The sequence below is a fragment of the Oligoflexus tunisiensis genome, from assembly GCF_001748245.1.
GTDB lineage: Bacteria > Bdellovibrionota_B > Oligoflexia > Oligoflexales > Oligoflexaceae > Oligoflexus > Oligoflexus tunisiensis.
This window is the reverse complement of record NZ_BDFO01000001.1, coordinates 4897178-4923705: the sequence shown is the minus strand read 5'-3', so window position 1 is coordinate 4923705 and position 26528 is coordinate 4897178. Positions and strand designations below refer to the sequence as shown.

The following is a 26528-nucleotide window of genomic DNA, read 5'->3' as shown; positions in this document are numbered from 1 at the left end:
TGCTCCTCTAGAAGGTGATCCGACATGGTTCTTGAAACCCGGCCTGCTTCCTCCCGGAAATCGACCGACATCGCTGTCATTGGTATCGGCTGTCTCTTTCCTGATGCCAATGGACTTGAAGAATTCTGGCAAGGGATTAAGCAGGGCCATGATGCCATTGGCCCCATTCCTTTGAGCCACTGGCGGCCGGAGGATTATTTTGATGCTGATCCCAAAAAGCCGGATCACACCTATGCGCAGACCGGTGGCTTTATTAAACCCTACGCGTTTGATCCCTTGAAATTCGGCATCGCGCCGCACGCTCTGGAGGCGACGGACAGTACGCAGCTTCTGGGTATGGTGTGTGCGCATGAAGCCCTGGTCGATGCCGGTTATGGACCGGAGCGGAATTTCGATCGCGACCGCGTGTCCTGCGTGATTGGAGTCACGGGGACTCTGGAGCTTGTGATTCCATTGGGAGCGCGCCTCGGCCATCCGATTTGGAAGGCTGCGCTGGATAAGGCTGGAGTTCCTGCGGAGCAGGCGCAGCAGGTGATGGATGAAATTTCGTCCGGCTATGTTTCATGGCAGGAAGCGTCCTTTCCGGGCCTACTCGGCAATGTCGTGGCCGGCCGGATTGCGAGCCGTCTGGATCTGGGTGGCACCAACAGCGTAGTCGATGCCGCCTGTGCGAGCTCGCTCGCGGCTGTGCATTTGGCCGCCATGGAACTGGAGTCAGGCCGTGCGGATATGGTGATTACCGGCGGCATGGACACCTTCAACGATATCTTCATGTACATGTGCTTCAGCAAGACGCCGGCGCTTTCACCCAGTGGCGCGGCCCGGCCCTATGATGCGAATGGTGATGGCACCATCCTGGGTGAAGGTCTGGGTGCGATCATTTTAAAACGTCTGGACGATGCTGAGCGTGATGGCGATCGCATCTATGCGGTGCTGCGTTCGGTGGGTTCGAGTTCGGATGGCAAGGGCCAGGCGATTTATGCGCCGAGCGCCAAAGGTCAGACCAAAGCCTTGACCCGGGCCTATGAGCAGGCCGGTGTGAGTGCACGTTCCATCGAACTGGTGGAAGGTCACGGCACGGGCACCAAGGTGGGTGATGGTGTCGAACTTGAGGCACTGACTCGGGTGTATCGTGAAGCGGATGCCGACGCAGTCTGGTGTCAGCTCGGTTCGGTGAAATCGCAAATCGGTCATACCAAAGCTGCGGCGGGCGCGGCGGGTTTGATTAAAGCGGTCATGGCTTTGCATCATAAGGTTCTGCCGCCCACCATCAAGGTTACGGAAGCTCATCCCAAACTCGTGGGCTCGCCCTTTATCATCAGCGACAAGGCCCGCCCCTGGGTGGGACATCAGTCCTGGCCCCGCCGAGCCGCGGTGAGCGCCTTTGGTTTTGGGGGCAGCAATTATCATGCGGTGCTGGAGGAATTCCGATCCGAGAAAACCGCTCTGGATTGGGATCCGGAGCTGCAGGTGCTGGCGTTTTCCGCTGATGCACCGGAAGGCCTTTTGGCTGCCGTGCGTGAGGCGCGCAGCCTTGTCGAACAGGGCTGGTCGGGTCGCGGACTGGGACGCAAGCTGCGGCGGGAATTTCGAGCTGAGGCTGCGGAAAGGCTTTGCTTTATCGTCTCGGGGCACGCGCAGCTGCAGGAACGTCTCGCCGCCGCAGTCGAAGCGTTGACGAAGCCTGAGGGCAAGGACCCGCTCTGGCTTTATCGCGGCCGTGGCGGCGCGCCTGGGCCATTGGCTTTTATTTTTGCCGGCCAGGGTTCGCAGGAGCCGGGCATGCTGCGGGAACTCTGCTGTCTTTTCCCCGAATTTTTAACGAGCCTGCAGCAGGGCAATGAAGTTTTGCAGAACATGGAGCCCGAGGCTCTCCGGCTTTCAGATCGTATCCATCCAGGCCAGGCTTTTGATGAGACTCAGCACAAGGAACAGCGTCAGCAGCTGACGGAAACGCGTTATGCGCAGCTGGCCTTGGGCACCCTGGGAACGGCGCTGACGGATGTGCTCGGGCGTTTTGGTGTGAAGCCGGATGCGGTCGCGGGGCATTCTTATGGCGAGCTTCTCGCTTTGCAGGCGGCTGGTGTTTTGGAGCGCACGGATCTTTTGCGGCTCAGCTATGAACGCGGGCGTCTGATGAAAACGCTGGGAAAACCCAACGGCGCGATGCTGGCTGTGATGGCCAGCGAAGCCGATATTCAAAGAGTCCTGAGTGAAAATGGGTTGGAACTGGAATGGGCCAACTTTAATGCGGATAAGCAGGTGGTGCTGGGTGCGGATGCAGAGCTTTGTCAAAAGGCGGCGGCTGCGTTCAAAAAAGCGGGCATCAGCAGTCGCGCGTTGGAGGTGAGCACAGCTTTTCACACGAGTTTTGTCGAGCCGGCGGCGGATGCCTTTCTTGAGGCCCTGCAGGCTGTGGAATTCCGGGCACCCAGCGCTCGGGTTTATGCGAATCTCTCCGGAGGTCTTTATCCGGAATCAACGGCCGAGCAAAAGCGCATTTTGAGTCGGCAGCTGGCACAGCCGGTGCGCTTTGCAGCCATGCTGCGGCAGATGCAGGCGGATGGTGTGCGGACTTTTATTGAAGTCGGTCCGCAGAAGAAATTGAGTGGTCTTCTCAAAGCCGCGGTTGGTGAGGCCGTCTGTCTTTCCCTGGACGCGGATGCGACGTCGAGTCTTGCAGGTCTTGGTCAGGTTTTGGCTCAGCTCGCGAGTTTGGGCTATCCCGTGCGCCTCAGCGCCTGGGATGAAGGACCGGACCTGCCGCGGCCGACGCAGCAGAAGAGTTTTACGGTGATGATTAGCGGGGCGAATTATAAGAATCCGCAGAAACCGAAGGCTGCGAAACGTGAGGCGGGGCAGGGGGCGCAGGCGAGTGTGAATGCTGCGCCTGCGAAGGCTTCCATGGCTCCAGCTCGTCCGGCGGACCGTCAGCCGTCTGCGCATGCGGCATCATTAAATCCGACAGCGAAAGCTGTTCCTGCTGCCAGCGCGAAGCTGTCCCAGCATCATGCACCGCGAGAAGCGGTTCATTCCCCGACGTCGCAAGGCGTCAGTTCTGAATCCAAAGTTCGTTTTCCACAAGAGGGTACCATGTCTTCATCCAACGATTCCTGGCAGCGTCTCGAAAAAATCATGCAGGACATGCATGACATTCAGCGGAAAACCGCGGATGCGCATACTCTCTTCCTGGAAAACCAACGACAGTTCCAAGCGATGCTACAGGGTCTGATGCGCGGTGAGGCCATGCCGGCTGCGTCGGAACCTATGGCCCCTGCACGATACCAGAGTCCGGCTCCTGCGCCGATTTCCAAGCCTGCTCCTGAAGTTAAAACGACAGCGCCTGCTGCTGCAAATATTGCGGTGCCTCGTGCACCAGCAACGCAAACTTCAGCCGTGACTCAATCAACATTAACGGCTTATATCTCGACCGTTGATCATAAACCGGCAGCTTCCCATGCGCCTGCCAAAGCCCATGCGTCGTCTGCATCTCAAGCTGCTCATACATCGGCAGCTTCTCATGCCCCAGCGCGCCCCGCGGCGTCCGCGGATCACAGCGTTTATGAGGTCCTGGCCTCCTGCACCGGTTATCCGGCAGAACTCCTGAAGCCTGAAATGAATCTCGAAAGTGATCTCGGCATAGATTCCATCAAGAAGGTGGAAATCTTCTCCCAACTGCAAAGCCACCACCCCCATATGGAAGGCGACGCGAGCCGACTCGGTGAACTGCAAACCATCGGAGACCTCTTGCAGCTCGCCAGTCAAGGGCAGGCTCTCGATCATTCCCCGCGCGTGGGCGCCTGGGCCGCTGGTACGGTTGCCCTGGCCGCATCTCCTGTGGCGCAGGATCAGCAGACCATTTTGGAAATCGTGGCTGAGAAAACCGGATTCCCTATGTCCATGCTGCAGCCGGCCATGGATCTCGAAGCGGATCTTGGTATTGACTCCATCAAGAAAGTGGAAATCTTCTCCGTCGTTCAGGAGCGCATTCCGCATCTCGCAGGCTTGAGCGCCGAGACGCTCAATACCTTGCGGACCATCGACGATATGTTTGGGCTGCTGGGTGGCATCGTGGATGAGGGATACTCGGAAGACGAACCCACACCACTGACCAAGATCCTGAGCAGCGAGGCGGACGGTGTCGTTTTTCAAATTCTGGCCGAGAAAACCGGATATCCGCAGGAAGTTCTGACGCCCACGATGAGTTTGGAATCGGATCTTGGAATTGATTCCATCAAACGTGTGGAGATTTTTTCCGCCCTGGCGGAAGTGATTCCTGGACTGCAAAACGCCACCCAGGTCCAGGTGGGAACGCTGGAAAAGGTGAGCGACTTTTTGCGGCTCGCCCATCAAGGCATCGGGGATGCCGAGCAACTGGCTGAACAGTCGCTGCTCGAACCCGACCACCGCCATGCAGATTGGGATCTGAGCAAAAAAAAAAATCCAGTCGAGTCTTTCGCAGCTAAAGAAGCAGAACACATAAGGGTTGGGGCCGCTGCTAAAGAAGCAGAACACGTAAGAGTCGGGGCCGCAGCTCAGGAAGCGGAACACGTAAGGGTCGGGGCTGCTGCTCAAGAAGCAGAACACGTAAGGATCGGGGCCGCTGCTCGAGAAGCAGAACACGTAAGAGTCGGGGCCGCAGCTAAAGAAGCAGAACACGTAAGGATCGGGGCCGCTGCTCGAGAAGCAGAACATGTTAGGATCGGGGCCGCTGCTCAAGAAGCAGGACATCCAGGACCTGAAACTACAGCTGAAGAAGCAGAACACATCACTATCGGTGTGGCAGCTCAAGAAACCGAACATGTAAGGATCGAGGCCACCGGTCAAGACGCAGGACATATAAGGGCGGAGACTCCACCTGAAGTATCTGAACACACGACGGTCGGTGTGGCAGCTCACGAAGCCGAACATGTAAGGGGCGGGGCCACTGCTCAGGAAGCGGAATATCCAAGGCCCGAGACTACAGCTGAAGAAGCAGAACACGTAAGGGACGGTGTCGCCCCTCAAGTTTTAGAAACGACAAAGGCCGGGATTACCGTTGACGAAGCAGAACACATAAAGGTCGCTGCAGAACCAGTCATGGCGGCCAGGTCCGGTGGCAGGCTGCTCTCCCTGGCCGATGCTCTCGATGCGGACGAAATCGATGACGGGGCTGTCGACCAGGTCCAGCACCCTCTCGACTCTTTGCATCTGCAGCGGCTTGAGATTGAACTCTTTCAGCCTCAAGGTCACTCCCGCACGTGGAAGGCCGGAACGGAAGTCTGGATCGGCGACGACGGCAGCAATCTCGCCCGCAATATCATGCTGAAACTGCAGGAACGTGGCCTCCAGGCACGTCTGGTTTCCTTGGCCCAGGCGGAGCGCCTGCAGGTGCCCGAGGTCCTGCATGGTCTGATTCTTCTGGCGCCTCTCAAATTGGACGTTCCCCCCGTGCGCTGGCTGGGCCAGGCCTTCCGCCTCCTCAGACGCTGTGGTCATGCCTTGAATGCCTTCCCGGAACAAAGCCTCGTGGCTGTGGTCACACGCAATGGGGGACGCTTTGGATTGGATGGTCTGCAAAACAGCACGCAGGTTTTTGGTGGCGCTTTGAGTGCTCTGGCCAAAACCGTGGCGGAGGAATGGAAGGGCGTGCATGCCCGCGCTCTGGATCTTGGACGCGATTTTACGGACGGCATCGAAGCCGCTCTGCGCTGCCTGGATGGAATTCTTTTGCAAGGCCCCGTGGAACTGGGCATCAACCGCGAACAGATTTTTCAAATCACTCTGCATGATCACGAATTCGAAAGTCAGGCCACCCCTGAATCCAGCATGAAGCCCGGGGACCTGATCCTGGTGACCGGTGGAGCACGCGGCGTGACGGCAACGTCCCTCATTCCGCTGGCCAAGGCCTGGCAGCCGCGGTTTGTCATTTGGGGGCGAACCGCCCTGGGTGACGCGGAACCTGCGGAACTGCGGGATCTCAAGGAGCCGGCCGCCTTGAAGCGCGCGCTCCTGCAGCAGAACCCGCAACTGACCAATCCACGGGAATTGGAAGCTGCTTATCGCCAGCTGATTCAACAGCGGGAATTGCATGCCACGATCGCGCAGCTGGAATCGCTTGGGGCGACCGTAATTTATGAAGCCGTCGATGTCAGCAAAGAGGCCGAGCTGCGCCAGGCCTTTCAGAATCTGACGCAAGCGCATGGCACGCCGGTTGGCATCATCCATGGCGCCGGCGTGATTCGTGACAAATGGATTCTGGATCAAAAGGACGAGGAATTTTTTGAAGTCCTCGATACCAAACTGCGGATACTACCGTATATCGAGGACTGTGCGAAAAAAGGCCTGCGCTGGGCCCTGCTCTTCTCGTCCTCCACAGCCCGTCTGGGACGCAAGGGTCAGGTGGCCTATGGCGTCGCCAATGAAGCCCTCAATAAATTCGCGCAGTATATCAGCGCCCAGTTCAGCAGCTGTCATGCCCTGGCCTTCAATTGGGGCCCCTGGGCCGGCGGTATGGTGAATGATGGCCTGAAAAAAATCTTTGCGGCCGAAGGCGTGGCCACCATTCCTCTGGAAGCGGGAGCCGCCCTGGTGCAACGGGTCATCGCGCTGCCACCGCGTCAGGTGCATGAACTCGTGGTCCTGGCCCATGCGGAACCTCTGGTGGCCAGGCAGGACAAAAGCAACCGGCAACTGACCCAATTTCATATCAACGTCACAGATGTGCCTGTGCTGCTCGACCATGTGATCAAGCAGCGTGCGGTGGTGCCGGCTGCTCTGCTTTTGGAGTGGATGGCGGCGGCTGCGCAGGCTCAGGACCCGGAGAAAAAAATTCTGAAGATCAAAGATTTTAAAGTCTGGAAGGGCATCGTTCTGGATGCCGATCAGGACCTTCCTGTATGGATCGAACAGTCCACCGACGCGGCATCGGAAAACCTGGAGTTGATCCTCTGCAGCCAATCGCTTCAGCGCAAAAAACTGCGCCATGCCCGGGCTCAATTTGTGATGGGTTCACCGGATCAAACAAAAACAGTGCCCGCCTCCACAGCCTTGCCGTTGGATCCTCTGTGTCAGGGTCTTAATCCTTATGCCGAGATCCTGTTTCACGGCGATGATTTGCATCTGATCACGAGCATCCGGAACTGCGCGCCCGAGGGTGTTGATGCCACGCTGAATCTGGGGCACAAACCCCAGGACTGGAGCCATGTGGGATTGCCTGAAGCATGGCTGATTTCCGGCGAAGTGGTGGATGCCGTGTTTCAGGCGGCGATCGTCTGGTCAACGCTGCAGCAAGGCAAACCCTGTCTGCCATCCCAGGTGGGACAGGTGGAAATTTTACGGCCGCTGCCTGAGCATGGCTGCCGTTTGCAGCTGCGCATTCGCCGTGCGGAACCACTGCGGCTCGTGGCCGATGCCGAGCTGATCAACGATCAGAATGAAGTGATCATGCGTTTCAAGGATGTTGAGGCTGTTCTGGATGCCGGACTCGCCCAGGCTTTCCGCCAGACCAAACTGGGTTCCGTGCAACCCGGAATCGGAGCATTGTGATGTCGATAGCCATCGTTAGTATGGGCCTGCGTCTGCCGGGTGCCCGTACCGCCCAGGAGTTCTGGCAGCATATCGTTGAGGGCCATGATCTGGTCCAGCCCGTGGCGGAAGGCCGTTGGCCTCAGCCCTCTCCGTATTTTCAGCAGCACGCGCAGGACCGCATCACGCATGATCGCGTCTATGCCCTGGATCCCATCGCGGAATCATCGGTTGGACTGGAGATCGATGCGGATCTTTTGCAAAGTCTGGATCCCTTGTTCCATATCGCCCTGGGTGCTGGGCGTGATGCCTTTTTTGGATCCCGGCATCAGACCTTGGATCGCCAACGCTGTGGCGTGATCCTTGGCAACATCGCTTTGCCCACGGCAGGTTCAGCAGCCATGGCCGCGTCCTGGTTGACAGAACGCCTCGGCGCGACGCCATCAACCTCGGGACTGCACAGCTGGAATCTTTCCCCTGCAGCCTTGCCGGCTTCCGTCCTGGCTCGCGCTCTGGGACTTGGTGGCGGCGCCTTTACATTGGACGCCGCCTGCGCGTCCTCGCTTTATGCGATCAAGTTCGCCTGCGATGCCCTGCGTTCCCATCAGCTTGATTGCGTGCTGGCCGGCGGTTTGAGTCGACCCGACAACCTTTATACGCAGGTGGGTTTTACCGCTCTGCAGGCTCTGTCGAAATCCGGACGTTGCCATGCGTTTGATGAAAAGGCCGATGGACTCCTCGTCGGTGAGGGAGGCGGCCTATTTGTTTTGAAACGTCTCGCGGATGCCCTGGCCCACGGAGATCATATCTGGGCCGTGATTCGTGGTGCCGGTCTGTCGAATGATCGGGAAGGCCGCCTGATGGCGCCATCGAGTGAAGGTCAGCTGCGGGCCATGCGCCAGGCCTATGCGGAAGCGGGCTGGCAGCCCCATGATGTTCAAATGATCGAATGTCACGCCACGGGCACACCGCTCGGTGATAAAACGGAATGGGAAACCTTGCAGCAGCTTTGGTCCGCCGCACCCGCGACATCCCAGTGCGTGCTGGGGTCGGTAAAACCCAATGTCGGACATATGCTGACCGCCGCTGGAGCCGCAGGCCTGGCCAAGGTTCTCCTGGCCATGCAGGAGGGCCAACTCCCACCGACAGCCAATTTTGAAAAAATGCCTGGAAACTGGAACAAGGAACGTCCCCATTTTCGTGTGCTCCAGCGCGCGGAAGCCTGGGATGCCCCGCAGGGCATTCGACGCGCCGCTATCAGTGGATTTGGTTTTGGCGGCATCAATGCCCATCTGCTTTTGGAACGGCGGGTGAATGCCTCCGCCTATAAGGATTCCTTGCAGCCTTTGCCCCCGTCGCGCCGGATAGCGATCATTGCCGCAGCCCAGCTCGACAGCAAGGATCAGGACTGGCTGCAGATGGCCGAACTTCCGCAGAAAACGGATGAAGTCGCGGCCGCAGCCTTCACTCAGGTCAGCCTGCCTTATGGACTTTTCCGGATTCCGCCCGCGGAATTGAAGGAAATTCTTCCGCAGCAGCTTTACAGTCTGCTCGCGCTGCGCAAGCTCGATCTTCCCGCGTGGGATGACAGCATCCTGAAAAAAATGGGCTGTCTGGTTGGATTGGAACTTGATCCTGTCACGAATCTCTATGCATGCCGCTGGGCTCTGCAGGCTCAGGGTCAAACCGAAGCCGCTGATGCTCTCATTCCTCCGCTGAATGCGGATCGGGTCATCGGGGCCCTCGGCAGTATCGTGGCCTCGCGTATTGCCCGCGAAGCTCATTTAGGGGGACCATCCTTCACGGTTTCCGCCATGGAAAATTCCGGATTGAAAGCTCTTGATCTGGCGCATGCTGCCATCGCTCGCGGTGAAATGCCGGTGGCTCTTGTCTTTGCGGTGGATATGGCGGGCAGCGCGCGGGGGCGTGCGCAGCTGGCCACAAGGCGGGACGCAGGTGAACTCCAGCTCTCTTTTGCTGCGGATACAGCCGCCGCGCTGGTGCTTGCCGATGCGGCCTGGGCCCAGGCCCGGGGTCTTCCTATTCTGGCGGAAATGGACTCTGTCTCCTTGAAAGCCCGGCAGCTGGATGAAGCTCCGCGTACCGTTCCCGGCGCCCCGTATCGCGGCAGTGCCACGGTGCTGGCGGAAGTGATTCAGGAACTCCAGAATCCGAACTGGTCAGCCGGAACCCGTCAGGAATGGGAAATCATGGGCAGCGACCAGCAGGTGGGAACCTTGCGTTTGATTCGCAAGGCGGCTCATTTTCCGCACAAAACTCTTCCGCAGGGTCCTGGCCTGATCCTGGAACGTCGGGATTTGCAGGTTTTCTCCAGCGCTTCTGAGGAACCAGTCGAAGCTCCCGCAGAAAATCCTGTGCTGCCCGCGACATCCACCATCTGGCAGCAGCTGGTCGATCATCAGAAGATGGTCGCGCAAAGTCATGAAACCTTCCTCCGCTATCGCCTGGAAGGTGATGCCATGCTGCAGAGCCTCCTGCAGCATCAGCCCGCTGTGGAATCACAGACGCTTCATCATCCGGCCCCTTCCCGCTGGGTGCAGGAACCATTCAATCCCGAACCGGCCCTCTTTGATTACGCCGCGTGCAAGGAATTCGCCGCCGGCCGCATCGCTCCGGTCTTCGGCCCTGAGTTTGCACTCGTGGATACCTTTCCCACGCGCGTGCGCCTGCCGGATGAAAGACTTCTCCTCTGTCATCGCGTGATGACGATTGAGGGAGAAGCCCGATCGTTGGGCGAAGGCTTTATGATCACCGAGCACGATGTCTTCGCGGATGCCTGGTATCTGGATGGCGGCCGCATGCCCACCAGCATTGCCGTGGAATCCGGACAGGCGGACCTTATGCTTTCCGCCTGGCTGGGGGCGGATTTCAAAACGGAAGGCAAGGCTGTCTATCGACTGCTGGATGCCCGGGTCTGTTTTCATAACCGTTTGCCCGCTGTCGGCAGCACGGTTCGCTATCACATACGCATCAAGCGTTTCTTTGAACAGAGCGGCATCCTCTTTTTCCATTTTGGTTTTGAAGCCACTGTGGATGGCCAGCCGCTGATGACCATGACCGACGGTTGCGCCGGATTCTTCACGGAAGAGGCGCTGGCCGAAGGCCGCGGCGTGAAACGCAGTCAGCTGCAGCTCAACCCCCAGCCTGGTTGCTGGACCGGCGGCTATGAACCGCTGGTGCCTGTGCAGGATGAATCCTATGATGATGATCAGCTGGACGCTTTGCGTCGCGGGGATTACGCGGCGTGCTTTGGTCCGGCGTTTGCCGACCTCCCGATTGAGACGCCGAAAACCCTGCCCGGTGGGGATATGCGTCTTGTGCACCGGATTCCGGAACTGCAGGTTCACGGTGGACGTTACGGAAAAGGTCGCATCATAGGGGAAGCGGATATTCATCCGGATGACTGGTTTTTGACCTGTCACTTCGTGGATGATGAGGTGATGCCCGGTACGCTGATGTATGAATGCTGTCTCCACACCCTGCGCGTTTACCTGATGCGCATGGGCTGGGTGGGATCGGCGGATGATTTCAGTTTTGAACCGATTCCCGGCATGACGTCTCAACTCAAATGCCGCGGCCAGGTGCTCGCCAGCACGCGGACAGTAACCTACGAGGTCGAGATCAAGGAGATGGGTTACGGCCCCGAACCTTATGTGATCTGTGATGCGCTCATGTATGCCGATGGCAAACCCATCGTCGATATCACGGATATGTGTTTGAAGATTCCGGGTCAGAGTCGCGAAACTCTGGAAGCTCTCTGGAAGAAGACAAAAGCGGCACCGGCCTATTCGTATGAACAGATTCTGGCCTTTTCCAGTGGCAAACCCTCCGATTGTTTCGGGGCCCCTTATACGGTGTTCGACGCCGCACGGCGCATTGCCCGTCTGCCCCGGCCACCCTTCCAATTTCTGGATCGGGTGGAATGGGTGAACGGTCCTTTGATGCAGCAGCACGTGGGAACCGAACTGCTTGCGGCCTATGATCCGCCGGAAAACGCCTGGTATTGGCAGGCGGAAGGCAACGGCACCATGCCTTTCGCCGTACTCCTGGAAACCGCTCTGCAGCCCTGTGGTTTCATGGCGGCCTACATGGGATCCGCACTCTTGAGTGAAAAGGATCTGTCCTTCCGCAACCTGTCGGGTGACGCGCGGCTTTACCAAAGCATACGTCCCGGTTCGGGGACGCTTTACACGCATGTGAAAAGTCTAAAAATCTCACGGTCCGGAAACATGATCATCCAGGATTATGCCTTTTCGGTGAGCAACGCAGCCGGGTTGGTTTACGAAGGCACCACGAGCTTTGGATATTTCACAGCCGAAGCCCTGGCGCAGCAGGTGGGTCTGCGGCACGTGACGCCACTGGTTCAGCAGAATCCAGCGGCGACGCCCTATCCGCAGGGTGAAGGCTGGCCGCGTTCGCCCCTTCTCATGGTCGATGCCGTGGCCGTGGATGACGGCGTGCAGGTCCACGGTAAAAAAGTGGTCCGCACCGATGAATGGTTCTTCGACGCGCACTTCTATCAGGATCCGGTGATGCCGGGCTCGCTGGGACTTGAGGCTCTCCTGCAAACCCTGAAAGCGGCTGCCCACGCGCGTTGGCCGGAACATGAAAGCTGGCGCATTCAACCCGCGTCGCAGCACAGCTGGACCTATCGCGGTCAGGTGCCGCCGCGATCCGCCCTGATCACCCTGGCACTCCAGGTTCAGGAGGTCGACGCCGCGCGCCATCGGCTGACGGCGGATGGTCTGCTCTATCGGGATGAGTTGCCGATTTACGAGATCAAAGGCCTGCAGGTGGAGCCGGCGCAGGTGGATCGGCTCCGCAGTTGACGTTGTTCGGTCGGCAGCGCTGCCCGCCGCGCTTGCCTTGCCTCGATGTTTATCAGGGCATGTCGCTGATCAGGCCTGTATCCCGCGGCTGCATGAGGTGGTCGGCTCCGCTGGCCGCCTCCCGTTCGCCCTGTCTGTGTATTTATCAGGGCATATCGCTGAACAGACGTATATCCCGCGGCCGCATGAGGTTGGCCGCTGGAATATAACTGAACTCGCTGTCCTGTGGTCCTTTCCAGTAGAGTTCCAGAGCGATGTCATAACGTGGACCCTGAAAATAACTCACCCGGAAATCATGGATGCCGGCGGACAGTCGGCTTCTTCCATTTTTTGCCTGGGTCTCATGCAGTCCATCGTTGTCGATAACCTTGTTCTGATCGATGTAGAGAACGGCGCCATCATCCGCCACCAGTTTGAATTCCCACTTGCCGCTGCCGGGAATCTTCACGGCAAAGCGCATATCCAGGCTGAACCACTCAAAAAGGTTTTCCACCCCGGGAAAGCCTTCCGAGAAATTGCGGGTCTTGATATCGAGCTGCGCGAGGCACACCTGTTTGAGCGCCTTCATTTTATGGAAATTGGGCAGATGTTTGCTGTCCGGAGCCAATTGATAAAGATCTCCGACGATGGGGCGATCGGGCGCGTTCTGGCAGTCTGTAAAGAGCGGGCTGGCGACGGGGGGCGTCTCCATTTTGTCCGCTTCATCCGGCTGAGACCCAAGGACTGGTGCCTCGACTTCAGGCGTTTGATCCGCCGTGTCCTGCGGGGCTGTGGTGGCGGTCGTCTGGGTCTGCTGGACCTGGTCGCTGAATTTTTCATTGGCACAGGCTGAACACAGCAGAACGCTGAACAATGCTGATAGTTGCAATCCTTGCATAAACCACCTCCTCCATGAGGTCACACATTCGGACTGCATTCGGTGCAAACTCCGGAGGAGTATAGTTTCACACTCTTACTTTGTGGTCATGATGCCTTAAATCGTGATGCGCGTGGCCACCCAGATTCCGCCGCCGCTTAAAAAGAGACCCACAAGCCCCGTGACTATGGTCACTTGAAAGAAGGTCCATTTCATGGCCGGTCGGTTGATGATAAGGCCGACCGAACCGGTCACGAGGCAAAGCTGGAACAGCATCGAGGCGATGTCGAAGAAGTTGCCGGCGCTATCGAAGGCCTCCAGAAAGCCATCATATTCCTTGGCCCCGATGATGAGGCCGAGCCGGCCATCCGTCGGCTGGATCCATTGATCCTCAGGCAGCTGTTTGGAACCGACCAAAATTTCGGTCTTTTCCTTTTCATACTTGCGAACTTTGGCCTGAAGCTGAGCGACCAGTTTCTCCATATCCTCGCGCTTGTCCGCCGCGATGCTGCCTGAGCCAAGCAGCACCTGCAGGAGATCAACCTGACCCTCGACGATGGTGCTTTTGATGCCCTTGCTTTGATACCACTGATAGGAATTGTTGCGCATGTTACTGATTTTGATCTCATCCGAACCGTACTTCCCGGCGAACAGATCGTTGATCGCCAGGACCGCCGCAAAGATGGCGATCGTCAGGGGCATGGCCACTTCCAAATGAAACTTCAAACGCGTCCACGACTTCATCAATGCAAGGCCCTCCATTGCCTTAAATCGAAAAGGTTTCACTTTATTTCAGATAAGCGAAAGTTCAGTCTGCGGTCAAGACCGTTCCCCGGGCTTCAATTCTTTCGTTAGGTAAGAAACAAAAAACCATAAAAAGTATTTTAGATATCAAGATTCCCCATGTTGTGCCGATGGCATTCTGCATGTGAGGAAAAATGGGTTCATTTCAAGCCGCAATAGTGCTCCTTCTTGCCCTGATGACTGGCAGGTTGTCAGCAGAGCCCCTCTTACTTCCCAACGGATCCGAGCTGGCCGAATACGATATCTGGAGCCATAGTGAATTCCAGGTCGACAGCGAGGGCACATGGGACCTCCCCACCATGCTGAATTCAAACAGCTGGCAGTCCACCCTGGATCATTCCTCGTCATTGCCTTATGTCAAGGGCGCGCTTTGGATCCGCACGATCATCATCAATCGCAGCCCGGAAAAAATCGTCCTCATGCTCGATCATCCCTATACCCTGACCGATGAAATCGCGGTGCATGTCCAGCATCAGGGCACCATCACGCAAACGATGATCGCGGGTGATCACGTCGCATCATCCGGTGCCGTGGCCCATCACCGCAATCCGGTTTTTGCTCTGGACCTTCGGCCGGGTGAGAACACGCTCTATATCAAAGTCAAGAGCCTTGCTCTGATCAGCGGCAAGTTTGATCTCTGGGAGCCTATGCCCTATTTCAACAAGGTGAACAGGGAGCTGGTTTTCGTTGCGGTCCTGCTTGGCGGTATTTTGATCCTGATCTGTTACAATCTCTTCCTCTACCTTTCCCTGAATTCCAAAGTCTATCTTCACTATGTGATTTATCTTCTGGCCTTCCTGAGTGTCCAGAACATTCTGTCCGGAGCCAGCCGCATCTTCCTGGTGCGTGGCAACGAGGCCCTGTTTCTTTATTGGAACGAAGGCCTGCACGTCTCCGTGAAAGTGGCCTGGACCTTCGCCTTGAGTTTTGCCGTCCACTTCCTGAACCTCCCGACCTTTCACCCGCGGCTCGCCCGTCTCATGCGCTTTATGACAATTTTCATGGCCAGCACGCTCGTAACCGGCCTCTTTCTGCCTTATCGCATGGACTCGGCATTCACGGTCGCTCTCACGGTGCCCTGCTCGATCACGCTGCTTGGGCTTGGCATCTGGTCGTGCCTGCGCGGTTATCGACCGGCGCTTTATTATACAGCCGGCTGGGCGGTGCTGATCCTGGGCTCGGTGGTGCTGGCGCTGAAAACCGTCGGTCTGCTCCCGATCAACCTTGTGACCACGTGGGCTCAGCTGGTGGGTGCCACGGTTGAAGGGCTGGTGCTTTCCCTGGCTGTCGGGGCGCGCTACACCTATCTGCAAAAGCGTTCCGCAGCCGAACGGGAAGTTTTCATCAAAAAGCTCATGGAAAAGGAAGCCTCCAAGGCGCACAGCTACAGCCAGCTGGAAAAAATTATTTATCCGCATCAAATCGAACTGATCAAAAGCGGTTCCAATCTGGAGCAGACCATGCCCACCGGCGCCGGGGAAGCCTGTGTGATTTCCTTCGATACGATCGGCAGCTCCAAACTCGAACACGATAAAGCCCGCGCGTTCCTGAACGATACCTTCGCGCTGTGCTACCGGGATATGCTCGCCGGTTACAGTCAAAAGAAAATGGAAGCCAGCGCCTATCGCTTGAAGGAAATGGGAGATGGCTTTTTCTGTACCGTCGGCTTTCCTTTCCATACTCCGGATGGTCAAAACCCGGCGGAATTGGCTCTCAGGCTGGCGCTGCAGTTCTCGAAAAACTTTCATGCCGAAGCCCAGCGTCATGGTTTTGCCCGCATGCCGCAGGCCTCCATCGCTATCGCCTTTGGCGAGGTCGAAGCCTATTATCCGTCAGCCGGTGTCGTGGAATATAATATGTTCGGCCGCGGCATAGTCCTGGCTGATCGCTATGAGAAATTGCGGAAAGGCGCCCTCAGGCAGCTCAAATTCAGCGGCAATCTTTTGGTGATCGATGACCGGATTTTTCAGATGCTCAGCCCGACGTCCCAGGCTCTATTTCAGCGCTTTGATGTCGATTCCAGGCATCACACCATCCGCGATGATGAGCAGGCCCACTGCTTTTATTTCAAGGAATTGCCTCACGACGCTCCGCTCAGCCTGCCGGTTTCCGCCTGATCAAACGGCTCGATTCAGCCTTTGAGGCGGCGGCGGTGGAACTGTGATATGCAGGTGGAAGCCCTGGTTTTTGCGGCTCCGTACTTCGTAACGTCCCCCCAGCTCCTGCACAGCTGTGGCCACAGCCGCGAGGCCCATGCCCCGGCCGGCCAGATCCGTGATACGCTCGGCGGTTGAAAAATTGGGATGAAAAATCAAACCGAGGATTTCCTCGTCACTCAGATCCTGAGACTTCGCTATGACCCCTTGCGCCTCGGCATGCGCCCGTATGCTTTCGGGATCCAGGCCACGGCCATCGTCGCTGATGTCGATCGTCAGTCCGCCATCCATCTGGAGCATAAAGCGCAGGGAAATGGTGGCCTGCCTGGGCTTTTCGCCCCGATCCTCCGCCTCCTCGATGCCATGTACCAAAGAATTGCGAATCAAGTGGGGCAGGGTGGTGAGCAGGGGCGCAAACGCGTTATCAACCTTGACATCCGCGCCTTCGACAACGAGGCTCACATCCTTATTCAATTGGCCCGCCACACGCCGAACCATCGGCCCGAGCGGTGTGGTGTAACTTTTCAAGGGCAGGGATTTGACCGAACGCGACCAGTTATCCACACGCGCCAGGGCCACCTGCGAGGCGACTGGCACCAGCGTTTCCTTGAGCGCATTCAAATCATTTTGATCGACGCCGAACACACTGCGCATGGGCTGGTCAAAATCAAGATGCAGGATGCCTTCATTCTCTCGCAGGAACTGCCGCACATGTTGAGCCAGATTGTGAATATCCGTGGTGGAGATCGGATCATTGTCCTCAAGCTGATGCAGACGCCGCACCCAGTCGTTCAAGTTGAAGCTGGCGGCATTGCCCTTCATGGTGTGCAGGATCGAATGCAGAGCGATGGCATCGCCCTGGATGATCGCCTGGGTTGCAGCTTCCAGATCCTTTTTGAAATCGGCCACAAAAATGCGGAACGCGTCCTGATCCTCCAGAATGTGAATCAGGATATCCGCACGCTGCAGCCCTTCCTCCGCCGCCACCAGATCGGTGACATCGTTGATGGTCAGCAGCACGGCGGTGACCTGACCCTTGTCACGGGCTTTGACCGCCGCAGCCTGCAGCCCGATCATGCGTTTTCCTATCGGGAAACGGGCAGGGAGCTGTTGCATGGCGACATCGGTAGGCAGATCCGAATCAAAGATTTGCTGAATGGCCATCATGAATTGCATGGCGAGGTGACCGGTAAAACCCAGCTGCTGGGGCAATGAGGAACCCACCTGGAGCCTCTGGCCCAGAATGGTTTCGCAGGATGACGTGAAGCCCGTCTGCAGATGCGATTGCCGATCCACCAGCAGAAAGCCGGAGCGCACATGGGAGAGGATCGTATTGATTTGCTCGGTGCGTTCCTGAATTTTCTGTTCCAGACTCTGGTTGAGTTTGGTGACTTCCTGCTCGGCTCTTTCCGCGCGATCGAAGGTGCGGGCAAAACGCTGGACCAGGATCAGAGCCTGGCTGCACATGAGGAACATCAGACCGTAATGAATTAAGGGCACCGATTCGATCACACGATGATGATAGCCAATATCGTTGGCCACCGTGATGAAGAACAGGAGATTGCATATCACCAGCAGCAGAGCCCCATCGCGGCGATGGATGGCGGCCACCACGGCCACGCCGATCGTTATGATGCCGGACACAAGGATAAGCAGCTGAAAAAACTCAAGAAAAGCCGGATAGTAAAGCGGAGGAGCCAGGATGATAAAGGCTCCCCAGGCAAACGCTATACGGGTTGGAGGAACGAAGAGTATGGGCCGTGCCTCATGAGGATAGAGTTCACGAATGAAACATAAGATAAAGCCTGTCCCGAACGCGACGCCCAGGTATTCCACAAAGTAGCGCAGGTTCATGGGCGCATGAGGCCAAATCTGATAAAAAATCTGACCGTCGCCGACAAAGCCCATCCGGATGGCAATCGCCAGACAGACCAGCCCGAAGAAAAGAGCCCCGTTACTGCGTTTCAACAGCATGCGGACATAGATGTGGTAAATGGCCATGAACAGGATGAAACCAAAAGTGAGCGCATCACCGATCATCGCCTTCAGCTGTTCGCGCTGCATGGCATCCGGCAGGCCGAGACGGACCGGCAGTGAAGCCCCTCCATACCAGAAGAGGTGGTTCGACACCTGAACGGTAATAAGATTTTCACCTTTCCGGGCCATGAACTTCACGCGATTGGACCGGATAAAGCCCACCTCGCCTTCCTTGGTCAGAGAGGGTTTGCCGAATTCCTGTTTGAGCTCATGATTGATCCAGACGTATGAGGCACTGTTCAGGATGGGAACGGCCAACATGAATTCCATCGATTCGGGAACATGGAGGCGCATGTGATAGGTCGCGGCGCCAATACGATGGAAATCCACCCCAGGAAGTTCCGACTTATGCCATTCCGCTTCCGGTGAGAGATACCCGGACAGCTTGCCCTGACCAGCCTCAATCTCGGCGGGCGTCAAAAGCTGATTCCAGTAGATCTGCCATTCGCCACTCAGATTGATGACGGGCTCCCGCTCCCAGTCGGTGGTGCTGAGATCCGCACGGCCCTGGACAACCCAAGACGCAGCGGTCCCCGTTCCCCAAAGGGGGAACAGAAGCAGCAGAATCACTGAAAAAATCAGGCGCATGGTACGTCCTTGTATGACCGTCGGCTCATCGACCCGATTTCGCATCCCTGAAGAGGCAAAGCCTGCCTGGTCCTGATGCGCGCCAGACAGCCCCAACCAATCCCATCAAATCCCATCATTTTATTCCAGACGCTCTGACTCCCGAATTCTCTCCCGTCGGGGTATTCATCGCCTCATACCGCTTTGAAGGAGCTTCTCCATGAAACCCATGATCCTTTCCTTGCTTTTGGCCGGCAGTTCCACCCTTTGGGGCATGACGCCGCAGCTCTCGAGTTCGATGAAGTTTGTCAATGATATGCCCGAGGTCTGTACCGAAGGCACGTGCAAGCAGGTGGCCTGGGACGCCATTTGCAATCCGGATAATGTGATCTTCGATGCCAATGATGACGGCAGCTTTGATCTTGTCTTCATCGATTTCAAGGCGGAAACCGACGCGCATCATGTGAAAGCCTCGGCCCAGTGTCACCTGGAAATTCCTCTCACTGTTCCCGAGGGCTATCGGGTGGCTTTGCAATCCGTGGCCATCGCCGGCATTACGGAGGTTTCCCAGAAAGGCCTGTCCGAGGCCAGCATCACCCATTCCTTCCGCACCGGGCGTGAGTCGGTGAAGACGGAACGCTTCCGATTCCAAAACGATATCCAGGATGTGATCGTCAACCATCAGATCGACCAGGAATGGACCCAGTGTGGCCGCGATCGCGAGGCGATCATTGGCACTAAAATCGGGATCGTGGCGCAACGTCAGGCCCATGATATGAAGAACACGTTCATCGCGATTGATGAAGGGGCGGGTCAGCGCAAGGCGGTCTACCGTCTGAAGTATGAACACTGTGGTGGCCAACCGCAGGAACCTCAATGCGGCAAGCACGAGATCGCTTTTAACGGAAAATGTCGGCCGCTGGCTTCACACTGTTCTGGATATGATTTCACGGATGCCAACACCTGTAACAACGGCAAGGATACCTTGCAGTGCGATTATGTTCCCGCCACCCGGCGCTGCGTGGCGCAATGCCCGCAGGGACATTTTTCGATGGATGGTCAATGCTATCGGAAGGCGCAGCATTGCGCGGAATATAACCATACGAGTCATGATGTTTGCAACAACGGCCACGATACCCTGCAATGCGATTGGAACAGCCACGAGCGCATCTGTTTCAAGGCGCGCTGAGCTGGGTCGTGCAGAGCCTTTTCTGTAAAGTCTTATCCGCAAGAATGGAAAGATTGCCCAGGGCCACAGCCTGCAAGGGTTCGGCCACGGGCAGGAATTTGACAGGCAGCCGGTGCTCCAAACCCCGAAGGACATGGCGGGACAGGGCCCCGCCTCCCGTGATTCGAATGCCGCGATCCATGATATCCCCGAGCAGTTCCACTGGCGCCTGTTCCAGCGCTTCGATCACGCAGGTGACAATCGCCTGGACATAGGGATCGAGGGTTTCCAGGAGTTCCTGCACGTGCAGCTCGAGACGCTGCGGCAGACCCGTGCTCAGGGAGAGACCTTTGATGTCGAGACGATCATCTGGCTGTTTTTCGTGCAGCCGGCGTTTGAGATCCTCCAGGGTCGCATACCCTACCAGAAGACCATGATGTTCCTTGAGATGATGCTGGATCCGTTCGTTTTCACAGCGCCCCTGCAGACGCAGGGAACTGGACGCCACGACCTCGCCCTGCACCATGATTACGGCCTCGATGATGCCCTTGCCGAGGTCGACGATCATGTGACCCTGGGAACGCAGGATATCCAAACCGGAACCCACGGCCGCGGCCAAGGGTTCCTTGACGAGCAGCACACGCTCGGGATGCAGATGCTGGGCCAGATCACGAAAGGCCATTTTCTCAATCGGCGTGATCGCATGGGGAAAGGAAATGAGCACCTGACCAGGATGCGTTGGCATGCGCGCCTCCAGCATAATGCGCAGCATGTCCACCGCAGCCTGCAAGTGGACGATCACACCGTCGGCCAAAGGCCGTACCGTGCGCACCGTTTCACTGGTTCGCCCTTCCATGCGCAAGGCGCTCTGCCCTGCGGTCCAGGGCGTGATGTTGCCATCCGGTTGCAGAGCGTAGGCCAGGATGGAAGGTTCATTCCAGGTCTGCGCTCCACGTCCACGGGCCTGGATCAAGGTATTCTCAGTCCCCAGATCGATGGCCAAATCCCACGACGAACCGAAGAGTCTCTTCCACGTCTTCATATTACATACTCACCCGTTTTCCTTACGTTAGCAGATTCAACGGGCTCTGACCAATTCGAAGCGCTGATGGACGGACAAATCCTCCAAAAAGCGGAAATCATGTGTGACCACAATGAGACTGGAGGGAAGCGCCCGCAGGGTTGTGACCAGACAGTCGAGGGCATTCAGATCCAGGTGATTGCTCGGTTCATCGAGCAGAATCAAATCCGGTGGCACCTCGCGGGTGGCGAGCAGGACAAGAGCGGCTCGCAAACGCTGGCCCCCACTCAACTGTTCCAGAGGGGTGCCGGCCTCGCGAGCCTTCAGTCCGAGTCGTGCGGCGATCGTACGTCGGAGGCCTTCATCGCGGACATGGAGGGGATCCTGCCAGATTTCAAGGAGACTCTGATGGCGCGGCAGCAGGCTGAGATCCTGATCGAGCAGGAAGGCTTCACGAAAGCGTCGTTCGACCTGTCCGGATGCAGGTTCGATGCGGCCCATGATGATTTGAAGAAGAGTGCTCTTGCCGGAACCATTGGCCCCGACTATCGCCAGATGTTCACCGGCACCCAGCTGCAAATAAAGAGGCTCGCCCCAAAGGTCGGCCTCTGACCAGCGATGCTGCACTTTCTGAAGACTGAGGATGGGACGATCGCCGGGCCGGCGAACGGCTTTGACATCTAGATGCAGCTCGGTGCTGTGGATCAGCTTCCCGGCTTTCTCCTGCAACCTGCTTTCCAAGTCACCAATCTTTTCCTCGTGCCGTGACTGCAGCTTCGCAGTGGTGAGCTCGGCTTTCATGCGCCGGGCTCCCAAGAGGATGCGTGGCATGCCACCCTTTTCCCGATCGCGATGACCCTTGGCCGATTTTTTTGCCTGCTTCTCGCGGACCCTCTGCGCTTCCTTGCGAGCCCGATCCAATTCCTGCTGCGTCTGAGCCCAGGCGGCATGAAACGCGGCCTGCTGCTGATCATAAGCGGCCTTGTAAAAATCATAAGGACCCCCATGGACCTGAATTTTTCCGTCTTCCAGCGCCAGGGTCTGGTCCATGGTATTCAAAAGTTCACGATCATGGCTGGCGACGAGGCAACCGCCGCGATGTTTCTGCAAGGCCTCCATCAGGATCAAGCGACTCTCGCGGTCCAGGTGATTGCTGGGTTCGTCGAGCAGGAGAAAGGCGTCTTCATGCGCCAGGGTCAAAGCCAGCCGCAGACGCTGCCAGGTGCCGCCGCTCCAGGGACCGTTTTGGGAAATATCCAAATCGGCAAGGCCCCACTCCTGGAGACGCTGTTCCATGCTTGCATAGAGCGCCCAGCGTTCCTCCATGAATGACCAATCCGCAACGCTGGCCTCGGTGGCTTGTATCGCGCGTCCGACCTGGAGCACACGCAGCCCCTCCTCGTGGGCCGCATCGGCAACGACATCGAGCTGCGGCAGATATTGAAGGTCCGGGGTTTCATTGAAAATGGAGCCGGCATGCGGCGCCAGGCGACCGGCTATGAGCGCCAGCAGCGTACTCTTCCCCGCAGCATTGGGTCCGACCAGACCGTAACGCGCGCGGGCAAGATTCACATGCAATTGATGAAAGAGAGAAAAATCGTCGCTATAGGCAAAAGACAGATTGATGATCTGTATCATACATGCGTCCTTGAATTTTCATCAAAATAGGCTTCAGGAATCGATCAGGATCGATGCCAGGGAAGCGAAAATATTGAGGAATTCAGTGACGCATAAGACGTCGGCGGGGTGCCGACTGGGGACTCCTTATTCAAAAGTCCAGTTCTATTTAAACAAATCGGTCATGAAAGGCAAGATCTTGATGGGACGGCGCAAATGCCGTTGTACAAGGCATTTTTGGAATCTGTTATCATAATATTCTTAAAGTCAGAATGTTAATATGGGCCTCTCAGGATTCCGTTTTCCTCCCGTATCAGGCACTCCAGTCCCCGAAAAATATGCCGATGGGTCATTATGCTGAGGCCCACGGGACTGCGAGGAAACTCTAACTTTTTGCGACAGATTGTGATATCTCTGTCGATTCCTGTGGGCTCGACCCTAAATTGATGCCAATCCGATGGTCCTGAAGAGGGGGCCGCTGGTATCGACAGCTGCGTGAGAGGGAGTGTGAATGGGATTTTCGGAACAGGAAGTGTTCGCTTGGCTTACGGAATATGCTTATCAGCCCATTGGGATGTATCTCCTCATATTTTGTCTGATGCTCGCCTCCGGATTTGGTTTACCGGCCCCCGAGGAATTCACTTTGGTCGGCTCGGGTCTGGTGTGCTATGTCGCCTCGCGTCCCGATCTTTTCCCACCACCCTATGAAGGCGCGGTCGGGGTCAATCCCTATGTGACCGCTGGAGTCGCGTTTTTTTCTGTGGTTTTTTCCGACTGTCTTGTCTTCTATTTAGGGCGAAGGTTCGGCGGCCGATTTTTACGCTCCCGTTACACAGCCCGTTTCCGAGCCCGTATGGACGACGTCGCCATATGGACCAAAAAGTATGGAATGTGGGCGGCCGGCGCGTTCCGCTTTACGCCGGGTTTGCGTTTCCCCGGGCACTTCGCCTGCGGCATGATGGGTCTTAGCACGACCAAGTTTGTCCTGGTCGATGCCCTGGCGGCGGGCGTGTCTGTTCCCACTCAGGTTCTGCTCGTGGCCTTCTATGGGGAAACGATCCTGAAGTACTTCAAGCAATTCAAGATCGTTCTTGGGGGCATCCTGCTGGTCGTTGCCGTCTATTACCTCGTGCGCTGGTTGAAGCGTCGTAGCGACAAGCGGAAAAGTCTCCCGACCACGTCCGTAGCCCCGGCCACCGGGGAAACCGAAGCCTCAACAGCCGCTTCCGTCAGCGGGGAATGAATCGCCCCACGTGCTCCAAATATCGTTTTCAGAACATGGCCCCGGCCTTGACCGTCTCCACGCGAAGAGGCTAGCCTCGCGCCTTGCCCTTCACGTCAAAGGGGTCAGGGTTTCCCGTGTTCCACCATCCTGTTTGGTTCATCGCTAACATCATGCTCTGGGTTGGACTGCATCCGTTCCTGCGGTTTGTGGTCTATCCGCATTGGGAATTGAAACCCTTTCTTCGCAGTATGGAAATCGTGAGCGCGACACTGCTCCTTCTTCAGGTCCTGAGCCTCACGGCGCTCCATGACTGGCGGCGGCGCTGCGGAAGTCCAGGCCCCTGGTATCGGGCCCTGGGACTTTTGCCTGTGATCTGGCTTTTGAATACCCTCGTGCTGTGGCTCTTCATGGAATTTCATCTCATCCCCGAGCCTTTGCTGGAACCGCTTTATGACAGCCAGCTCTTTATTCGGCGTTTTCCCTTCAGCTGGACGGCGCTCAGTTTTCTGCTGAGTGCGATCCTGGAGGAAATTTTCTTTCGGGCCTGGCTGCCGGATTTTTTAGGGCGGCGTCTGAAAAAAAGTGCGGCCGTGCTGCTCAGCGCCGGGATGTTTGCACTCGCGCATCTTGCGCCTCACACCAGTGCCCAGGCGCTGCTGGCTTATCTGCTCTTTGCGCTGAGCCTCAGCTACGTGCGGTCCTTTCATGGCATCGGTGCAGCGATCGGCGTGCATCTCTTGAACAACCTGCTCGCCTTCGGCAGTCAGGTCTTTTCTTTCAATATCTTCACACAGATTGGAGCACAAAAAGGCCTGTTTTACAGTGTTTTGCTGCTCCTGGGTCTTGGTCTTTACTGGGTGGGGAGGGATCTTGTGCGGCTGGTGGACAAGGGGGCATCAGCCCCCCATTGACCGTCGTATCATTCAAGATACTGCGTTGCTCGGTCGGCTGCGCTGCTCATTGGCCCAAATGCCAACTCCGCTGCTCGCCTCTCTTGCGCCTTGTCTCTTGAATGATCCGACAGTCAATCCAAATCACTCGTTGCCTTGAATGTTGCTGTAGAAGTCATTGCCCTTGTCATCACAGACGATAAAGGCCGGGAAATCCTTGATGCGGATTTTGCGCACGGCTTCCATGCCCAGATCGGCGAAATCCACGACCTCAACACTCTGAATGTTTTGCTTGGCCAGGATCGCAGCAGGTCCACCGATCGAACCCAGATAAAAGCCACCGTACTGCTTGCAGGCCGCGGCCACAGCCGGGGCCCGGTTGCCCTTGGCCAGCATGACGAGCGAACCACCCTTGGCCATGAATGGCGCCACATAAGGATCCATGCGACCCGCTGTGGTGGGCCCGAAGCTGCCGGAGGGCAGACCTTCCGGAGTCTTCGCGGGACCGGCATAGTAGATCGGATGATTCTTGAAATACTCCGGCATGGGCTGGCCTTCATTCAGCATCTGCTGAATGCGGGCATGTGCCACATCGCGAGCCACGATCAAGGTGCCACTCAATTTCAAACGCGTCTTGATCGGATGTTTGCTCAGCTCGCGCCGCACCTCATCCATCGGCCGGTCGAGATCGATTTCGACCGGAGCGGGGAGAGTGGGATCCTGCTTCGGCAGAAAACGCGACGGATTGTGTTCGAGTTCCTCGATGAAGATGCCGTCCTTGGTGATTTTGGCTTTGATGTTGCGGTCGGCGCTGCAGCTGACGCCCAGGCCCACCGGGCAGGACGCCGCGTGACGTGGCAGTCGGATCACGCGCACATCGTGCACGAAATATTTGCCGCCGAACTGAGCGCCGATGCCCGTCTCCTGACAGATCTTCTGCACCCGGGCTTCCCATTCGAGATCGCGGAAGGCCTGACCATGAGTGTTGCCGCTGGTGGGCAGATGATCGAGATAACCGGCGGAGGCTTCCTTGACAATTTTCAGACAGGATTCCGCCGAGGTTCCGCCGATCACCAGAGCCAGGTGATAGGGCGGGCAGGCGCTGGTGCCGAGGTATTTGACCTTGTCCTCGATAAACTTGATGAGGTTATCTTCATTCAATAGCGATTTGGTCTGTTGGAAGAGAAAACTTTTGTTGGCTGAGCCACCGCCTTTGGCGAGGAAGAGAAACTCATAGCTGTCGCCTGGCGTTGCATAGAGATCGATTTGCGCGGGCAGGTTGCTGCCGGTGTTCTTTTCCTCGAACATGGTGATCGGGGCGAGCTGCGAGTAGCGCAGGTTTTCCTTTTGATAGGTTTTAAAAATGCCCTTCGACAGCCACGCGGCATCATCCGCTCCGGTGAAGACGTACTGACCTTTTTTGCCGATGACGATGGCTGTGCCGGTATCCTGGCAGCTCGGCAATTGACCGTCGGCGGCAATGACGGCGTTTTGGAGCAGGGCATGGGCCACAAAGCGGTCGTTATCCGAGGCTTCAGGATCGTCGAGAATCCGGTTCAGGCTCTGCAAATGCGTCGGGCGCAGAAAAAACGAGATCTCGCGCAAGGCCTCGCGGGCCAAAAGTTCCAGCCCTTCCGGCGCGACCTGCAGAACGGTTTGGCCCTGAAAGGTGGTGGTGCTGACATGATCCTTGGTCAGCAAACGATAAGGTGTCTTATCGGGTCCCAAAACCAGCGGTTTTTGGTAAGAGAATTCCATGGCAGGTCCTCACAATTGGGGGGGAGCTTGATACCAGGCAGACCGAAGCAGTGAGTATAAAAACCAGGGGCGG

12 protein-coding genes and 1 pseudogene are annotated in these 26528 nt (G+C 57.1%); 6 read left to right on the top strand and 7 right to left on the bottom strand.

Annotated features, from left to right (window positions below):
* Positions 1-24: 24 nt before the first annotated feature.
* Together OLTU_RS20285 and OLTU_RS20280 are read left to right on the top strand one after the other, a co-directional pair.
* A complete protein-coding gene (locus OLTU_RS20285) occupies positions 25-7527 on the top strand; it encodes a type I polyketide synthase (protein WP_141734575.1) in 7503 nt (2500 codons plus the stop codon).
* Entirely contained in the window at positions 7527-12356 is a 4830-nt protein-coding gene (locus OLTU_RS20280; protein ID WP_141734574.1) for a beta-ketoacyl synthase N-terminal-like domain-containing protein, read from the top strand. Before OLTU_RS20285 ends, OLTU_RS20280 begins: the two co-directional genes overlap by 1 nt.
* A gap of 145 nt (positions 12357-12501) precedes the next feature.
* Here the strand turns inward: OLTU_RS20280 and OLTU_RS20275 are convergent, their stop codons facing one another.
* The gene (locus tag OLTU_RS20275; RefSeq protein ID WP_176736799.1) at positions 12502-13233 is read right to left on the bottom strand and encodes a PA14 domain-containing protein; all 732 of its coding nucleotides are present in this window, start codon (positions 13231-13233) and stop codon (positions 12502-12504) included.
* A 96-nt stretch (positions 13234-13329) separates the two neighbouring features.
* A complete protein-coding gene (locus OLTU_RS20270) occupies positions 13330-13956 on the bottom strand; it encodes a DUF4337 domain-containing protein (protein WP_176736798.1) in 627 nt (208 codons plus the stop codon).
* A 248-nt stretch (positions 13957-14204) separates the two neighbouring features.
* On the opposite strand from OLTU_RS20270, the gene OLTU_RS20265 reads away from it, so the two are divergent.
* Entirely contained in the window at positions 14205-16133 is a 1929-nt protein-coding gene (locus OLTU_RS20265; protein ID WP_176736797.1) for a 7TMR-DISM family protein, read from the top strand.
* Here OLTU_RS20265 and OLTU_RS20260 read toward each other — a convergent pair whose 3' ends face one another.
* Positions 16134-18797: a 7TM diverse intracellular signaling domain-containing protein gene (locus OLTU_RS20260; RefSeq protein ID WP_176736796.1), complete on the bottom strand. Its 2664-nt coding sequence runs from the start codon at positions 18795-18797 to the stop codon at positions 16134-16136.
* Positions 18798-18996: 199 nt separating this feature from the next.
* On the opposite strand from OLTU_RS20260, the gene OLTU_RS20255 reads away from it, so the two are divergent.
* Complete coding sequence (locus OLTU_RS20255; protein WP_141734569.1) at positions 18997-19965, top strand: DUF4360 domain-containing protein; 969 nt, start codon at positions 18997-18999, stop codon at positions 19963-19965.
* Here the strand turns inward: OLTU_RS20255 and OLTU_RS20250 are convergent.
* The 3 genes and pseudogenes from OLTU_RS20250 to OLTU_RS33370 form a co-directional block, all read right to left on the bottom strand.
* Positions 19952-20986 carry a rod shape-determining protein gene (locus OLTU_RS20250; protein WP_141734568.1) on the bottom strand — a complete coding sequence of 345 codons (1035 nt, stop codon included), beginning with the start codon at positions 20984-20986 and terminating at the stop codon, positions 19952-19954. The genes OLTU_RS20255 and OLTU_RS20250 overlap by 14 nt on opposite strands.
* A gap of 36 nt (positions 20987-21022) precedes the next feature.
* Positions 21023-21766 (bottom strand): ATP-binding cassette domain-containing protein, encoded by a 744-nt coding sequence (locus OLTU_RS33375; protein WP_439956695.1) that lies wholly within the window; start codon positions 21764-21766, stop codon positions 21023-21025.
* Between the two features lie 360 nt (positions 21767-22126).
* A pseudogene (locus OLTU_RS33370) lies at positions 22127-22531 on the bottom strand (ATP-binding cassette domain-containing protein); the annotation flags it as partial.
* Between the two features lie 562 nt (positions 22532-23093).
* Between OLTU_RS33370 and OLTU_RS20240 the strand changes: the two are divergent.
* On the top strand, positions 23094-23825 hold the full coding sequence (locus OLTU_RS20240; protein WP_141734566.1) for a DedA family protein: 732 nt from the start codon (positions 23094-23096) through the stop codon (positions 23823-23825).
* A 152-nt stretch (positions 23826-23977) separates the two neighbouring features.
* Positions 23978-24718, top strand: coding sequence for a CPBP family intramembrane glutamic endopeptidase (locus OLTU_RS20235; RefSeq protein ID WP_218110157.1), 741 nt, complete (start codon positions 23978-23980; stop codon positions 24716-24718).
* A gap of 123 nt (positions 24719-24841) precedes the next feature.
* Here the strand turns inward: OLTU_RS20235 and OLTU_RS20230 are convergent, their stop codons facing one another.
* Positions 24842-26455: a fumarate hydratase gene (locus OLTU_RS20230; protein WP_141734564.1), complete on the bottom strand. Its 1614-nt coding sequence runs from the start codon at positions 26453-26455 to the stop codon at positions 24842-24844.
* Between the last annotated feature and the right edge of the window lie 73 nt (positions 26456-26528).

What these genes read in the sequence shown, in the direction of transcription:
- OLTU_RS20270 (WP_176736798.1), bottom strand. Translation starts at nt 13,956, where the DNA reads ATGAAGTCGTGGACGCGTTTGAAGTTTCATTTGGAAGTGGCCATGCCC.
- OLTU_RS20275 (WP_176736799.1), bottom strand. Translation starts at nt 13,233, where the DNA reads ATGCAAGGATTGCAACTATCAGCATTGTTCAGCGTTCTGCTGTGTTCA.
- OLTU_RS20230 (WP_141734564.1), bottom strand. Translation starts at nt 26,455, where the DNA reads ATGGAATTCTCTTACCAAAAACCGCTGGTTTTGGGACCCGATAAGACA.
- OLTU_RS20240 (WP_141734566.1), top strand. Translation starts at nt 23,094, where the DNA reads ATGGGATTTTCGGAACAGGAAGTGTTCGCTTGGCTTACGGAATATGCT.
- OLTU_RS20235 (WP_218110157.1), top strand. Translation starts at nt 23,978, where the DNA reads ATGCTCTGGGTTGGACTGCATCCGTTCCTGCGGTTTGTGGTCTATCCG.
- OLTU_RS20280 (WP_141734574.1), top strand. Translation starts at nt 7,527, where the DNA reads ATGTCGATAGCCATCGTTAGTATGGGCCTGCGTCTGCCGGGTGCCCGT.
- OLTU_RS20255 (WP_141734569.1), top strand. Translation starts at nt 18,997, where the DNA reads ATGAAACCCATGATCCTTTCCTTGCTTTTGGCCGGCAGTTCCACCCTT.
- OLTU_RS20285 (WP_141734575.1), top strand. Translation starts at nt 25, where the DNA reads ATGGTTCTTGAAACCCGGCCTGCTTCCTCCCGGAAATCGACCGACATC.
- OLTU_RS33375 (WP_439956695.1), bottom strand. Translation starts at nt 21,766, where the DNA reads ATGAAAGCCGAGCTCACCACTGCGAAGCTGCAGTCACGGCACGAGGAA.
- OLTU_RS20250 (WP_141734568.1), bottom strand. Translation starts at nt 20,986, where the DNA reads ATGAAGACGTGGAAGAGACTCTTCGGTTCGTCGTGGGATTTGGCCATC.
- OLTU_RS20260 (WP_176736796.1), bottom strand. Translation starts at nt 18,797, where the DNA reads ATGCGCCTGATTTTTTCAGTGATTCTGCTGCTTCTGTTCCCCCTTTGG.